Raw genomic sequence first — 16,973 nt, 5'->3', positions numbered from 1 at the left:
GGCAAGAACCCCGTACCTTAAGTTTTCAAGGTTCATTGCATCGATTAGATGCTGGGTTTTTCAACTGGTTGAATACCCTGCCAGTAGAGTTATTATAGCATTAGAAAGAGCCTTATATCCCCATACCTGAAGGTAGGGGCGTGTGCGGCAATTTTTGGTAAATCTTTGCTGTTGTACATACGTTGATGCCTATACCAAGTTGATGATGAACTTGAAACTCACGCATTCCCTTTGAATGTAGCCTGTAAACTACTGCCAACCGCCTGCGGCTGAGTTGGCAGCTTTCAGTAGCCCGGAGCTATCATAAGACAAATCGCATCTTAGATAACTCGAACCGACCGGCGTGTTTACAGAACGCCCCAGTTGTTCAATATTTTTTGCGCCGTTTAGATCGGCATCGCCACGCCATCCACAGTTGCCACAGGAAAAGTTTTTTCCGTTGCGATAAGACTTACCTTTAATCGGATGAATATGAAGACATTGGTGGCACGTCTGGGACGTATAGGCTGGGTTCACAAACACCAGCCCAACACCTTCTTTGATAGACTTATATCCCAGAAATTGTCGAAGCTGATCAAATGCCCAACTATTAGATTTTCTTCGCTCAGTTTTTGAGCGCGGTTTCTTGTTGGTGCGTTCTCGAATTCCAGTTAAATCTTCCAAAGAAATGAACTGATTGTTGGCTTTGGCGTACTGAACCAAACGATAACTGATTGTATGATTTTGCCAGGCTTGAAACCTCCGTTCGCGTCCACTTAACCGTGCTAGAAATTGACGGCATCTTCGCCGCGAACTCCGAAGCGCCTTTGGACGCTTTTTGTTGAACACTTTGTCTAACTCGGCTAAAATGCGCTCGAACTTTAGTTGTTTGTTCTCCACTAAATGAATGACCTGCACTTGTTACGGCGATGTCACGACGACCCAAGTCAACACCCAAACACTTATCAGTTTCTTTTGTTTTTGGAGGTTCAGAATGTATCTGAATTTGCAGGCAATAATCACCACTTCTCTTTTTGACAAGAGTGGCAGATTTAGGTTTTTGGCTTGTTAACAAGTGTCGCTGATAGTTTCCAATCGCTAGAGGAAACTTTTCTCTGCCTTTCATCATTGTCAACGAGACTTGCCATTGGGACTCGTTCAACGTAAAAGTCCGAGAATCGTAGTTGGCTGAGGTTGCTGCAAACTTTCTAACAGGTTTGTTTTTCTGCTTGGCTGTTTTCCGATTTCCACAAACTCGGCGAATAGCAAGGATTGTTAACTGAGAAGAAAGTCCAGAATATGCGCGTGCCGCTTTATAAATAAGTGACTGAACAGCAATCTGATTTGTCAGGTTGCCAGGAGTTTCACGATTAACGCGCCTCACAGCATTTGGCAAAATTAGACAGTACCGCATCAAGCTTTTCTGCCTGTGCTGGCGACACCTCTAACTTGCAACTAACTGTGAGAATTTGAGTCATTTTCAAATAGTGAAGTTTCTGCTGGTTATTGTAACACTATTATTAGATTTCAGGGTATCGAACCCTAAAATATAATTCGCTCTACCTCCCCACTCCGCGTTGCTGAGAGTGGGGACTCTCGCGAGTGACGTTGAAAATATAATATTTTTTCGAGACATATTATAACAAAGTTGAGATATTTTTTTATTTATAGGTTTCAGATTCGTTAATCGGAAGTTGCTGAACCCAGCACTAGACTGGAAGGACAGATCTGATAAATCAGGGCTATTCAAACGGATATTTTCTGTGCCTTCACAATTACTTTAAAAATAGTGACAAGTTTAAAGCTTTTGTAAAAATTTAGGTATGAATTAGACATTAATTCGGGTTGGGGTGTACTCAGTGCGCCCTCTTTTGAGAGAGCAAAGTCGGATAACTTTGCGACTTTCAGTTGGCAAGAATTGGACTATAAAAAATTCCCGGCTTCCACCAGAAACCAGGAACTTAAACCCGTAAATTATTGAATGCAAATTAGATAGCAGTCGATTCAGAGATCATCCTCTATCGGTTTAGAAAAGCGAGAACCATTGATTATATATTTCCCGGGGATGTTTGTTGAGAACCTGTCGGAGAAACAACCTGACGCAAGAAAGTAATTTGTTGTTCAAAATCTAAGGTTTCTAGGGCAGCTAATAGCGTTTCTGCTTTTTTGTCCAGCTTATAACCTTCGGGCATGGGAACAATTTCTCCGGTTTCCATTCCTTGGGCTAAACGATACCAGAATAACAGCTTTGTATTATCGCTTAAAGCACCATATTCACGGGAAATTTCATTGTTAGTTTGTTGTAAAAGATCCCGTTGAATTTGTAATTGTTCCTCGTGAGAGACTTCTTTGACTTGATTGTATAATCCTTCTGCAATCGGCGGTGCAGCCGCACCCGGAGCAGCCGGAGTGATGGAACTTCCCATCTTTGTATAGATGAACCACAACAGCGCAAGTTGAGTATCAGTCCTTAAACCTTTAAACTCATTTAAGGCGGCGGTGATATCATTTGTGAGTTGAGAAAATGTCATACAATATTCTCCAAATTTTTATCGTAATTGTTGGAAAAATTCTCGGAAACCCAAATTTAAAAATGGCAATTTAACCAACTATTTACATATCTTAATAAAGACAAACTCTCCGTTCATCCTCCTAGAGTAAGAAAGATAAATGAGGGAAACAAATGCTTACTCGAAAAACCTTATAAAAACCGGATTAAATAAAATCATCCTCCTAAAGATAGATTTTTGAGAAGAGGGGTTGATGGGGAAGGAAAAATAAGAGAACGTGACAGGGCAACTTAAATCAGTTACCCTATAAAAAGAAAATGTGAAGGTTGAATTGTGCTATGCTGACTCTTTAAAGAGAATCCTAAATATTATCGAGTCCTTGATGCGATCGCCGACTTTGAACAAATGTCTTGGTGAGTCATTCGCTATGGGAAGGATACTGCTATCGAAGATGGGGTGCTTGTTTGGGTATCTGGAAAAGAAGCGGGAATTTATAGGATAGCAGAGATGATCGCCCAGCCTGAGAAGTTAGACAATATTCGCGATCGCAACGACTAGATCGATCAAAGCCTTTTAGGGATTAAACCGTAAACAATGATACAGTTAAGCGGCAAAATTTTCAGAAAAACTTTGACTGCGGGAACCATTAAAACAAGATCCCGTCTTCAAAGAGTTACTTGTAATTGGCATTCCCAACAGCAGGAATTTTCCAATCACACCTCAACAGTAGAAAGGAGTTCATCCAGTGTTAGAGTCATATGTTAAGAAGTTATTAAACTGTGATCATAAGTAACATAAATTAAAATTGATTTGGAACCTATGAATCCGGGGCGATAATCTCTAAAAGCCTTGCCCATAGGCAGATTGCCCGATCCTAAATGTAAAATAATATAAGTTTTTTATTAATCTATAAATCGTCCGGATGAGAGAGATAAAACCTTGAGAATAGATATAGATATGGGTGACTGAAATCTAAGCAACAAAATTTTAGAAGATCAGGGGACTCAAATCAATTCTCCGATTAAACTTAGTAAATTGATCAGGGAACGGCTTACTGCATTAACGCTTTGGTTTAGCGCGTAACAGTGTGAATTTTGAAAGTTCCTAGAGTAAAATATGTCTCAAATTATTACAACCCCTCAAATCACCCCATTACCGGGCGGTGGCTTTTTGTTTCAAGGCGCGACGGAACAACCCAATAGTTTCCTGGGTTCAGATTTTGGTGATGATATCGCAGGAGGTAATCTTAATGATCTCCTGTTTGGCTTTGGTGCTGATGATAGTATCGAAGCCGGGGATGGAACAGATATCGTTCTCGGAAATCAAGGAAATGATCTCATTAGCGCAGGAAAAGATGAAGATCTCGTCTTTGGTGGTCAAGGTAACGATACGATTAGCGGTAATCAAGGAAATGATCAACTATTTGGGGATAAGGGAAATGACCTGATTTATGGCGGAGAGGGTAACGACACAGGTTTTGGTGGGGAAGGAGATGATACCCTGATTGATAATGAAGGTGACGATATCCTCGTCGGTAATCAGGGTAATGACTTCATCAGCAGTGGAGAAGGTAACGATGTTTTATCTGGTGGACAAGGCAACGATACTCTAGTTGCAGGTAAAGGAAATGACCAGTTATTTGGCGATTTGGGTAATGATAGCCTCAGCGCCGGAGAGGGTGACGATACTGCTTTTGGTGGCGAAGAAAACGATACCATTGGTGGTGATACGGGAAATGACCTCTTATTTGGAAATCAAGGAGATGACATTCTCGTAGGTGGCGCAGGAGATGACACGCTATACGGCGGTTTAGGTAAGGATATATTGGAGGGTGGAACAGGTAAGGATTTATTCATCGGAGGTCAGGGAAATGATTCTCTAACTGGCGGTGAAGGTGTTGATACTTTTGCCTTCTCTTTCTTCGGTGCTGAAAATACAGATACACTGACAGATTTTGATCCCACTGAAGATGTTATTCAACTGTCAAACACTGTCTTTAGTGCTTTAGATGGTACTATCGATCCGAGCAAATTTACTACAATTAATAACTTTGTTCCGGGCCAATCTTCAACTCAAGGTGCCAACTTGATCTACGATCAAAATCAGGGTTTATTGTACTACGTTAATGAGTTAGGTGTAGTCTCACCGATTGCTCAATTTGATAACAAAGCTAATCTTGGATTAGATGACTTTGAAATCATCTAATCTCTCATGTTTTTACTTGCCACTTAGAGCTATTCTGCCTTGACGGATATTCACACATGAAGTCTTTCTAAACACTATGCGTCATCCTCCTGAAATCCTCGCTAAAATGGGTCTAAAATGCCACCAAAAGGGACAATTTGAAACAGCAGTTTATTACTACCAGCAAGCTCTGATTCAAAAACCACATTGGCCTGAAATTTACTATAATCAAGGCTTGGTTTTATATAAGCTAGAAGATTTACCTAGAGCGATTGAGAGCTACCAAAAAGCAATTGAACAAAATCCCAACTACCTGCAAGCTTATTATAATTTAGGGGTTGCTCTCCAACACAGTGGTCAAATTGATGCGGCAATTAATATTTACAAAAAAATGATTAATATTCCCGCCGAAAACAAAACAAAAAAAGCAGATTATTTTTTAGTTAATGCTTATAATAATTTAGGATACTTATTCGCTTCTACAAATCAGGTTAAGTCTGCTATTTATACATTAAAAGTTGCCCTTGATAAATTCAATAATGAATCAATCATACAAAATAACCTGGGTCAAATATTCTTGGAAATAGGTGAATTAAAACAAGCCATTTATCATTTTAAACAAGCAATTATGTTAGACTCAGAAAACTATATTTTTCATCAAAATATAGGTAAAGCGTTTCAACTTTTGAATCTTCATCAGGATGCAATTGAGAGTTTTAAACGTGCAATTCAGCTTCAACCGGATTCTATTTTTGCTGAGAGTAGCTTGGGAGAAAGCTTACTATTCGTGGGTGAGTTAAAGTCCGCGATCGCCTTTTGGAAATCCGCCGTTAAACAATCGGATTTTTTGATTGATTATTATTGTAGTTTTGCTCAATCTTTAATCGGCAAAGATGAATTAGAAAAGGCTATTATTGCTTGTGCGAATTTTTTAACTTCTTTGAAATTAGATACTGATTTTTCTCAGATAGTTGCATCTCTCAGTCAAACCTATATCAGTCTCGGGAATGTCTTAATTGCATCGGGAAAATATGCTCAAGCTGAATTGTATTATCACAAATCATTACACATTTATCCTCAAGGGAATGAAGCTTCTTTAAACTTAAAACTCTGTTTAGAAAAACAAGCAAAATGGAATTCAGCTAAGATCATCAAACAATTGTTCTTAGTTGCCAATCAAGAATTCAAAGCCTTTCAAAAATCAATCGAAAATCATTCATCCATTCAAGTAGACAAAAACCTTAAAGTTTCCAATATCAAGGATGAATTTTCAAAGGGAACATCAAAACCATGTGAAGGCTTAAATTGTCAATCCTGTCTGAAGAAAATATTCAGTAAATTTCAGATTCAGTCCCTCAGTCAAGATGTGTATTTCTGTCAGTTTCCTGATACAATAGAAATCCAGAATGACCCGATTAAAGTCTCTAGATTTTTTCATGGACGAGCTTGGGTAAGTCCTCAAAAAAATAGTTGGTTAGTTTGCGAACAGATCACCATTTGGAATTCAAAAAATCAAATCATTCCTGAACTTTCTCGCAGTTATCCTGGAAAACTTCCCTTCTGTGAAAAGACTCATAACGTTCAAGATTCTAGTTTAATTCCAGATGAATTACCAAACCTAGAACTCATAGAAGGAACCGTTGCAGTTCTTTCGGGGTTATCAGGAAACGTTTACTTTCACTGGATGGTTGATATTTTACCTCGATTTGACATTTTACGAAATGGAGGATATTCTTGGGAACAGATAGATTGGTTTGTTGTGAATAGTATTCAGCAACCTTTTCAGCGAGAAACATTGGAAAGATTAGGGATTCCCCTGAGCAAAATTATTGAAAGTGATCGCTCTCCTTATATCGAAGCTGAAAAGTTAATTGTTCCCTCATTTCCCAGTCATCTAGGGTGGTTATCTTCTGAGGCGTTAGCCTTCCATCGCAGGCTATTTTTGACACCAAAAACCCCAAATCAATCTCACTCACCAACCCGTATTTATATCAGTCGTGAACGAGCCAGTTATCGTCACATTATTAATGAAGCCGAAGTCATGTCATGGCTGAGTCAATGGGGATTTGTTCGAGTCTCACTGGAGTCTTTGTCAGTCGAACAGCAAGTTACTCTATTTGCAAATGCTGAAATCATTGTATCGGCTCATGGCAGTGGTTTAACCAATATCATGTTTTGTTGTCCTGGAACAACAGTCATTGAACTGGTTTCGCCCCACTATATTCGGCATTATTACTGGGTGATTAGTCAGCAGCTAAAACTGCAACATTTTTACATAAAAGGCTCAGAGTTCGGCTGTTATCCGGTTCGACAGCTTATGTATCCCAACCCTTTAACTGAAGATATTCTGATTTCCTTAAAATCTCTTGAAAAAGTTATGAAAATAGCTGGCATTATCGAATCTCAAACCCAGATATCCTTACCGTCTACCTCAAAACAGCCCATGTCTCTTAATCAAAAGATTTCTTACTCTATCCCACAAGTTACGACTTCAGGAATTGAACCCTCTACTCAATCGGGGTTATTTCTCAATAGCGAAGATCAGGACATTTATCTACACGGAGCCGAAGCCCTTTATACTCAGAAAAAATATCAACAGGCAGCGGCAGCTTGTCAGCGTGTAATCAGCATTACACCTAATGCGAAAGCTTATAAAATACTCGGGAATATACAACAAATTAAAGGTCAATTTGAAAAGGCTAAAGATTCTTATGCTAAAGCCATTCAGCTTCAGCCAGACTTTGCAGAAGTCTTCTGTAATTTAGGGACATTATATGCCCAAGAACAAGATTGGCAACCCGCAATTATTTGTTATCAAAGAGCGATTACGTTAGAACCAAAATTAGCCATTGCTTACCGCAATTTAGCAAGAGCTTGGACTCAATTAGGCAAGAAAGAAGAAGCCGCAGAATGTTGGTATCATGCTTATTCTATTAACCCCGGAGCCATTTCTTCAGAAGAACACTTGCAGCTAGCTAATATGTTGCTGAATATGGGATTAGTAGAACGGGCAATTGCTTCTTATTGCCATGCAATTCAATCTAATTCTTATTCTCAAGAGTCGTATAAAAAGCTAGGAAAAGCCCTGAAACGCCAGATGGAACTGAGTCAAACTGCACTGGATTATCAAAATATGATCGCTTTGAAAGCTTTAGGTTCTTTACCGGAACAAAAGCTAGAAGAAGGGGTTAAAAATGAAAATACACTTTCAGTTAACCCCGCGAGAAAGTCTATCAAAGGCTTACGAGGTTTCTTGAATCATGTATTTTCAGCTTGGAGTTTTGAACCAGAACTTTCTTCCGCTTTTTTAGAGGCAACCTTGCCAACTAGAGGGAAAAATAATCACACCATTTTTACAGTTTCTTCATTGACAAAAGTTGACTCTGTTCCTCAGAATCAAGAGTTAAAATCAAGCCCATTGCATGATATGTCTAACCGAGCATTATCAGGAAATGAACTTAAATCGAGTCAATATTTAACTGGAGTTAAGGAACAAAGTTTAAGTTATAAAACTTCAGATAAATTAACGGTTGAACACTATATTAAACAAGCAGAAGCCGCAGCCCAACTCGGCAATTTAACCGGGGCTATTGAGGCTTGTCAAGAAGCACTAAAAATTCAACCCAATACAGCAGTTGCTTATAAGATTTTAGGAGAAATTGAACAAGCTCTAGGTCATCGAGAATCTGCTCAAGGGTTGTATAAAAAAGCAATTGAGTTAGGATGGAAAGATGCCGAAATTTATCTCAACTTAGGAACCCTATGCGCTCAACAACAAAACTGGAAAGATTCAATTAAGTATTATCAGGAATCGATTAAGATTAATCCAAAATCTGCGGTTGTTTATCACAACTTATCTAAAGTGTGGAAACAGCTTAATAAACCTTTAGAAATGGCTGGATGTTTGTATGAAGCCTATAGCTTAGAACCCGAACGAGGAACCGCTAAAGAGCATTTGAATTTGGGAAATATTTTGCTGAAGCAAGATCAGATTACACCCGCGATCACTTGTTATAAACGAGCCATTCAGATGGACTCAAAATTAACAGCAGCCTATCAAAATATCAGCGAAGCGTTGAAGCGTCAAGGTAAGCGAGATGAGGCAGAATTCTATTTACAAAAACTAGAACAACTTCATCATCCAACGATTTCTATCAAAAAGGATAATCAACCTCGAAGCAATTTTCATCACTTGTTTAATACCCATAATGGTCATCGAAGTTCTGAGTTTGATAATATTACGCCTCTTCAACCAATTCCTCTCAATGGTTATTCCAATGGTCATCTGAAACTCGAGTCAAAACCCAGTAATATTACAACTTTACCTCAAACTTTAGAAAAGGTTGAGATTGTAGCAACAGAAAAATATAACAAGACTTCTCAAAATGTTGATATCGATCTCAAAGAAGCTGAAGAATCCTTAAAAAATAAACAGTTTGAAAAAGCAATTAATGCTTGTCAAAGGGCAGTTAAAATACAGCCTAATTCAGCAATCGCTTATAAACTCTGGGGAAATGCTTTGCAATGTTTGGGTCGAGTTAAAGAAGCGAAAGAACAGTACAATCATGCTTTAGTTATCGATCCTAAGTTTGCAGAAGTTCATGCAAATTTAGGAAGTCTGTACGCCAAAGATCAACAATGGGATGCGGCGATTTCTTGCTATCAAAAAGCGATTCAGATTAAACCTAAATTAGCGTCTGCTTATCGCAACTTAGCTAAAGTTTGGAAACAGTTAGAAAAGTCTGAAGAATGGGCAAATTGTTGGTATCGTGCTTTAACTTTAGAACCGGAAGGAGTAACAGCACAAGAGTATATACAATTTGCTAACGCTCTGATAGAATTAGGAAAAGTAGACTGGACCGTGATTTGTTATAAAAAAGCAATTCAGTTAGATCCCCGTCAAGTCGAAGCCTATCTCAATTTAGGGGAAATCTTCATCTCTCAACAACAATTAGAAAATGCGATCGCGATTTATAATCAAGCCATTGAACATCATCCTCAAAAGCAAGGGTTTTACTGTAAATTAGGTCAAGTTTTAGTTCAACTTGAACGTTGGGAAGAAGCGATCACCGCATATAACCAAGCTCTCGATATTAACCCAAATTTAGCTTTAATCTATCACAATTTAGGAGAAGTTTTTGTTTCTCAAGCTCAGTTTGAACAGGCAATTGACTGCTATAAACAATTAATTCAGTTAGAACCTGACAACTGGGAAGCTTACCATAAACTGGGTGATCTCTTTCAAGAAATAGGTCAACTTGATGAAGCCGTTGAAGCGTATCATCAAGCCATTGAATTGACGGAAACTGAACCCTCATCAGTTGAGAATATTGAGGTTGAAGTCAAAAGTTAAAAAATCATCCGGATGAGGGAACATAGCTTTGTATAAATAAGCTATGACCCTTCTTCAAAAGTTCAGTATATCTTCAACGAACTTTCAACTTGTTTGCTGAATACTCTCTAAAAGTCATACTCAAAATGTCTAACCGAAATCAAGCTAAACTCGTTTCCTCTCTCACTCAAGCCGATCAAGGATCTCTCGTTTTGAGTCAACAGAGTAAAAAATCAAAAATAAATCCAGCTTTATCTCACTATAAACTAGGGCTTGTTTTAGCTAAAAAAGGTAAGTTAAAAGAGGCAATAACCGCTTATCGAAAAGCCATAAAAGTAGAGCCAATATTTGAAAATACTTACCACTCTTTAGGTGATGCTTTAGTAGAAATAGGAGAAAAAGAAGAGGCCATCGATGTTTATAGAAAAGCCGTTGAACTCAAGCCAGAATTATGGGAAGTGTATCACAAGTTAGGTAATTTGTTGCAAGACACAGAGGAGTTTGAAGAGGCTGTTGTTGCTTATAACAAATCGATTGAATTAAAGCAAGATTTTTGCTGGTCTTATAATAATTTGGGAGATGCGCTGCTGAAGTTGGAACGCTGGCAGGAAGCCGTTGCAGCTTATCGTCAGGCTATTAAGTTGAATCCTGATTTTTGTTGGGGTCATTGTAAGTTAGGGGATGTGTTGGCTGAGTTGCAGGAGTCAGAAGAGGCGATCACAGCTTATCATCAGGCAGTCGCTATAAATCCTCAAGCCCCTTGGTATCTCTACAAATTGGGGGAACTATTGCGCCAACAAGGTCAGTTTAAAGAAGCTGTGGGCTATTTGCGTCGAGCAGTTGAACTGCAAGCAGATGTACCTGAGTTTCATCTCGGTTTGGGAGCAACATTGGTGAAGTTAGGACAATGGTCAGAGGCAGAGAAGTATCTTAATCAGGTTATTCAATTCCCTTCTAATTCTCTCCCAACTCACTATTTAGCAGAAGCGTATTATTATTTTGGAGTCGCTCAGTCTAAGCAGCAGAAATGGTCAGAAGCAGTAGAGTTGTATCATCGAAGTTTAGAGATTAATCCCAATGGGCGTGATTGTTCTTTAGGTTTAGCTGAGGCTTTAAGTCAGTTGGGGCAATGGTCTAAGGCCGTAGAATATTATCGTCAGGCAGTGCTTTTGTCTGGTGAGTCCAGTGAAGTTGTGTTCCGTTTGGGGCAGGCTTTGGGGCAGTTAAAACGGTGGGCAGAGAACGTAAAATCAGATCAAGAGTTAGATTTTCAACCCGAGAAAGTTGGAGATGTAAAAGGGGAAATTGTCAGCCATCAACAAGCAGTTACAAAAGAGGCAAAAATTATCTTATTTATGCCTTATTATAAAGCAAAGCACCCAGAAAGACAACAGGAACTAATTTATTGCCTGCAAAAAAATGTTCAGTGTGATGAACTCGAAAAAATTGTTTTGATCATTGATGATAATCATATACCAGAAGTAGAAAGTCCGAAAATTGAAATCGTCAAGATAGCTGCCAGACCGACTTATCTAGATTGGGTGGAATTAACAGAAAAAAGGTGTCGTGGTCAAATTTCTATACTGGCTAATACTGATATTTATTTTGATGAATCAATTTCTTGGCTCAGAGAAATATTTTCCGCAAACCCGCAAGCATTTGTCGCCCTGAGTCGCTATGAAAAAGAAGGCTCTAATCAAACCTTACATAAAAATCCTCATTGGTCACAAGATGTTTGGGCTGTTTCTGGAGAACATAAATTTACTAAGTCTTTTAAAAACTCTCTGAGAGTTTCTTTGGGAGTTCCTCGTTGTGATAATAAAATTGCTTACTTGTTTGCCATTCATGGCGCTCCAGTTTATAACCCCTGTCATCACATTAAAACGGTACACGTTCAGGAGAGTCAATTAAGATATTATGATAAATACGGTGATACTACCGTTTTAGGGGGTACAGCCTGGGTTTACCCCAGTGTTGTGATTGATGAACCCTCTAAGTTGCAAATCGATCTGTGGACACTAAACTCATCTGATTTAGCGGGAGTGCAAATCAATAAAACCTGGGATTCTTTGAATAAAAAAAGTAAAAAAGAGCCAGAAAAAGTATCAGAAACCCGGATAGAAGAAAAATCAGAAGCTCAAAAAAGGATTAAAAATGTTATCGCCTTTGACTCAGATTGGCAGTACCCAGCAATAACCGAAAAATACGCCTATGAAATGGCGAATAAATTTGCAATTGGAGATCAATATGCAAAAAATGTTGTTTATTTTGGATTTCCTTGGGCAACACTCATTGATAAATTGCTTTATAGTAAAGATCCAACCGAAGTTAACACATTAATAGAAAATTTGCTCGGTTTTAAGAGTGAACTCCAAGAATACAAAAAAGTTATAACAGTTTGTCAGCATATACGGATGTTGGAATTTGAGAAGATTTTTAATGAAGTTGGTATTACTGACATTTTTTGGTCGCATACAATCAAAGACCAGAATGTTCTCCCTTCCTATCCAAACATCTCATTACATCCTTTTCCTCTCTATCCGGTGCAAGCCATTAATATTGAGCAAACGGATACAGAAAAAAAATATTTGTACTCATTTGTTGGCGCTCGTAGTAACAAATCTTATTTGACAGACTCAAGAAACAAAATTATCGATTATTTATCAGGTGATAATCGAGGATTAATCATCGAACGAGATCAATGGCATTACAACAGGATTGTATATGATCATCAAATTCTAAAAGAGGTTAAAGAATCTGATGCTCTTATTCACCAATCCGCATCAGAAGAATTTAAACAAGTGATGAAGCAAAGTGTATTTTCTCTTTGTCCATCGGGGTCTGGTCCTAACTCAATTCGCTTATGGGAGGCTATGGGTTTCGGAGTTATCCCAGTTGTTTTAGCCGATACATATTTACCCCCTGGTGATTTAACACTTTGGTCTGAAGCTACGGTTATGTGTCCTGAAACTTTAGAGGATATCAAAGCGCTGCCTGATCGTTTAGCCGAAATACAGAAAGATGATGAACTTCTCAATAGAAAACGTCACGCACTCAAACAACTTTGGATGAAGTATGGACCAGACTGCTTTGTATATGACATCGTGAAATTGTTTTTCAAATATGCGTCAGGTAACATTGGGTCATCTCCTGTAAAAACCTCTCCTTCTCAGGAAGCCAAGAAAGCTGCTAATGTGCCAGCTACTTCTATTCAAGAATTAAAGAAAAGGGAAGTCAAGAAAGAAGATTTTAAGCCTTCCTATACTTGGCCGAATCCAACTTTCCCATTTCGGTTATATTATGACAGTCCTCAGTGCAGAATTTTTATCATTGAAAACATCCAGCACAATTGGAACTGGATGGCTGAATGTCACGCACGTTTTCGGAAAACAGATTTTTTCTTTGTGATGACTGGTTGGTATCAAAGTCCTTCCTTTGCAGATGAAGCCGAGACCATTTTTTCAGTGCTGAATTTAGATAAGACACAATTTTTCTTTATGTACAACTCTCCACTAGAAATGCAACATTTTGCAGAGAAGGGCTTTCAAGGTGATGTCATCAACCAAAATGCTTGGCTGGATGAAAAAAATCTAGTGATGCAGCCTCTAGGGAAGGATAAAATATACGATGCGATTTACGTTGACTTTGACAAGAAATCAAAACGTTATCAACTGGCTTCCCAAGTTTCCCGACTAGCACTTGTGACGACAGCAAATCCAGGAAAAGTGGTGTCAGAAATTCCCCCACATGATTACTTGAATGATAAGCCATTACCACCCAAAGAAATATGTGAAAAGATGAGTCAAGCTCACTGTGGCTTAATTTTATCGGCAGAAGAGGGCGCTTGTTCGACTTCGAGTGAATACCTATTATGTGGGATACCAGTTGTATCAACGCCTTCGTTGGGGGGTCGTGATGTTTGGTATGACGAATATAATTCAATTATTTGCGAACCTACACCAGAAGCAGTTGCGCTGGCTGTAGAAAAGTTTTTACAAAATCCTCCTGATCCACAACACATTCGTCAGAAACATATAGAGAAGGCGGAAGAATACAGAGCCAAGTTTATTCAGGTGGTAGCGGATGTTTTTAATCGCTTTGGAGTCGTCGATGTTGATCCATCAAGCTATTTTAACAAGAATTTCTACCACAGAATGAGAAAAAGTGAAAACATTAATTTTGTTAAATCTCTTTTTTGTTAAATTTAAAATGATCAGAGGAGTTAAACTCTAGGATGAACACCATAAATTCATCAACCCAAAAGATTAGCAAGTATAGCTTTAAGCCATCCTATACTTGGCCAAATCCAGCCTTTCCATTCAGAGTGTATTATGACAGTCCTCAGTGCAGAATCTTTATTATAGAAAACATCCATCACAATTGGAATTGGATGTCTGAATGGCACGAACATTTTCGGAAAACGGATTTCTTCTTGGTTTATTGCGGTTGGTATCAAAGCCCTTCTTTTGCAAATGAAGCCGAGACTATTTTTTCTCTCCTGAACTTAGATAAGACTAAATTTTTCTTTTTGTATAATTGCCCACTGGAAATGCAAAATTTTTCAGCCAAGGGCTTTCAAGGAGATGTGATTAACCAGAATGCCTGGATTGATGAAAACTTAGTGATGCGACCCCTGAATCTTAATAAAATTTATGATGCTATTTATGTAGGTCGTCGCAGTGCATTTAAAAGACATATGCTCGCTTCTCAGGTGTCTCGCTTGGCACTGGTAGCTGGAAGTAATCACGGAAATGCTATTTCAAAGATTCCCTCGCATGACTATCTAAATAATCAGCCATTATCACCTGAAGAAGTGTGCGAAAAGATTAATCAAGCTTACTGTGGCTTGATATTATCTGAAGTTGAAGGAACCTGTTTTGCTTCGAGTGAGTATCTTTTGTGTGGAGTACCTGTTGTTTCTACGCCGTCAAAAGGAGGACGTGATGTATGGTATAACGAATACAACTCAATTGTTTGCGAACCAACGCCAGATGCGGTTGCATTGGCAGTAGAAGAATTTGTACAGTATCCTCGTAATCCACAGCGAATTAGACAGATGCACATTAATCAAGCGCAAACGTACAGAGCAAAGTTTATTAATGTATTAGCTGATATTTTTAATCGTTTTGGTGTTGTAGATGTAGATCCAGTTAACTATTTCAAAGCTAATTTTTACCATAAGCTTAGAAAATCTTACAAACCAGATTTTCAAGCAATATTTGGAAAAGTTTATTCTTGAATTTTAATAAATTTAAAGTAGTAAAAAAGGAGTTTTGTAGACAATGAACAATTACGAAAACTTGAAAATCAAACAAGAATCTAGCCACCGTAGCTCTTTTCAGAAAATGGTGGAAGATGATAAGAGTTATACCTACTTAGATGTAGAAAATTCACATGGTTGGTCGAGAAATTATCCTCTTTATAAACTGGAAAAATTTTTTCGACACATAGCACCTAGTGAAATTGTCACCATAGGCGATGGTAAAGGCGGCCATGAGGCACAAATTATCAAAAAATTTGGCAATAAAGCGATCGCTACTGATCTGGCTATAGAAATTCTGGAAGTTGCAAAACAAAGAAATTTAATTGATGATTTTGGAAAAGAAGATGCGGAAAACCTATCATTTGCTGATAACTCCGTTGATTATTGTTTTATTAAAGAATCTCTGCATCACTTACCCAGACCATATCTGTGCATTTATGAAATGCTCAGAGTTTCCAGAAAAGGCATTATCTTAATTGAACCCAATGGCGATCATTGTTACACAATCGGTAAAGAACAGTACGAATCATCAGGAAACTATAAATATCAATTTACACTCAAAGAATTAGTTCAATGTGCAGCTTGTTTAGGATTTAATCATGTTGCTTATGGATATTCACCTAATGTAAATTATATTTTGAATTGTTTTTGTTTTCAGCAAGAATTTCCTGAAAAATGGGCTAAAAAAGAAACGAGGCCTGCTCCTATGGAACTTGCAGGCAGGTTAATGCCATGCTCTATTAAGTATGGAGATAAATTTCAGCAATCAAAACCGAATTTTGAAAAAGCAGTTGATATCTGGTACAAAAGCCACGATCCTAAAATTAATCCATTACTCATTTTTATCATATTTAAGAGTGAAATTTCACCGCAATTAAAAGATATCTTGAGAGAATGTGATTTTGAAATTCCTGATATTCAACCAAATCCTTACACTCGTTAATGCTGCTATGAAAACCAATACCCTCAAGATTTGTAACCTCTGTCGCGGAAGCGAATTTGATAGTAAATTAAGAGCTTCACGCTTTGGCAGCCCACCCCATTGTCTTAAGTGCGGTTCAGGAGAGCGAGAGCGTTCCATAGTCTTCCAAAATACTTTGATCTAAATTCAAAAAAACAAGTTAACTTTGAAGGTTATCAAAATGATTCAAACAACAGATATTCTCAGTCAATTTTTCCTGAAGCTAGAAGAAGACAGTCAAAAAAATGATATTCCAGACTGGATAAAAGCTTGGTATTGGAAAGAGCTAAATCCTCAATTTGGAGCTAGTCAAAATTATAATGGTGTTATAGATTTATTTAATTGGTATGCGGGACAATCATCTTCCCGAACTTATCCCAATGTTATTAACGATAGTTATTTTCAGTCTTTAGTCCAAAAAAGTATTGACTTAGATCATTCCATATTTTCTCGACCTTTATTTTCTGACATTCAAGCTGAACAACCCCATAAAAAAATCAACCTTGAAAACTACAGTATATATAATGCACAAGATTATTTTTTCTCTAAATCAACTGCAAATATGTTTGGTCAAAAAATTGCTAATGTAGTAGATTTTGGTGCGGGATCTGGTAGGCAGTTAAATTTATGGTCTCAAGATGCAGACTTACAGACATTTGTTGGTATTGATGCAATACCACAAACCTACTGTATGCAAAATTTATATTATCAATTAATTGGTTTAGAACTTAAAGAGTATATTTT

Annotated in this window: 8 protein-coding genes; 6 read left to right on the top strand and 2 right to left on the bottom strand. The window is 37.9% G+C overall.

Features of this window, described 5'->3' with window-relative positions:
* Nucleotides 1–249: 249 nt before the first annotated feature.
* Both WN50_RS36235 and WN50_RS14680 read right to left on the bottom strand, forming a co-directional pair.
* Entirely contained in the window at nt 250–897 is a 648-nt protein-coding gene (locus WN50_RS36235) for an RNA-guided endonuclease TnpB family protein (protein ID WP_235440971.1), read from the bottom strand.
* Between the two features lie 1,130 nt (nt 898–2,027).
* A complete protein-coding gene (locus tag WN50_RS14680; RefSeq protein WP_046278330.1) occupies nt 2,028–2,510 on the bottom strand; it encodes an orange carotenoid protein N-terminal domain-containing protein in 483 nt (160 codons plus the stop codon).
* A gap of 1,095 nt (nt 2,511–3,605) precedes the next feature.
* Here WN50_RS14680 and WN50_RS30970 point away from each other — a divergent pair.
* The 6 genes from WN50_RS30970 to WN50_RS14650 form a co-directional block, all read left to right on the top strand.
* The gene (locus WN50_RS30970; protein ID WP_046279046.1) at nt 3,606–4,694 is read left to right on the top strand and encodes a calcium-binding protein; all 1,089 of its coding nucleotides are present in this window, start codon (nt 3,606–3,608) and stop codon (nt 4,692–4,694) included.
* 76 nt (nt 4,695–4,770) lie between these two features.
* Nucleotides 4,771–10,026, top strand: a complete 5,256-nt coding sequence (locus WN50_RS14670; RefSeq protein ID WP_049559596.1) for a tetratricopeptide repeat protein — start codon at nt 4,771–4,773, stop codon at nt 10,024–10,026.
* 89 nt (nt 10,027–10,115) lie between these two features.
* Nucleotides 10,116–14,207 carry a tetratricopeptide repeat protein gene (locus WN50_RS14665; protein ID WP_152964818.1) on the top strand — a complete coding sequence of 1,364 codons (4,092 nt, stop codon included), beginning with the start codon at nt 10,116–10,118 and terminating at the stop codon, nt 14,205–14,207.
* A 188-nt stretch (nt 14,208–14,395) separates the two neighbouring features.
* Entirely contained in the window at nt 14,396–15,244 is an 849-nt protein-coding gene (locus WN50_RS14660; RefSeq protein WP_049559593.1) for a glycosyltransferase, read from the top strand.
* A 43-nt stretch (nt 15,245–15,287) separates the two neighbouring features.
* Nucleotides 15,288–16,211 (top strand): class I SAM-dependent methyltransferase, encoded by a 924-nt coding sequence (locus WN50_RS14655; RefSeq protein WP_046276659.1) that lies wholly within the window; start codon nt 15,288–15,290, stop codon nt 16,209–16,211.
* A gap of 199 nt (nt 16,212–16,410) precedes the next feature.
* Nucleotides 16,411–16,973, top strand: a 563-nt coding sequence (locus tag WN50_RS14650; RefSeq protein WP_046276660.1) for a hypothetical protein, incomplete at its 3' end; no start/stop codon positions are given.

The sequence above is a fragment of the Limnoraphis robusta CS-951 genome (assembly GCF_000972705.2).
The sequence above is the reverse complement of the archived record's forward strand: the minus strand, read 5'-3'. Positions and strand labels throughout refer to the sequence as shown.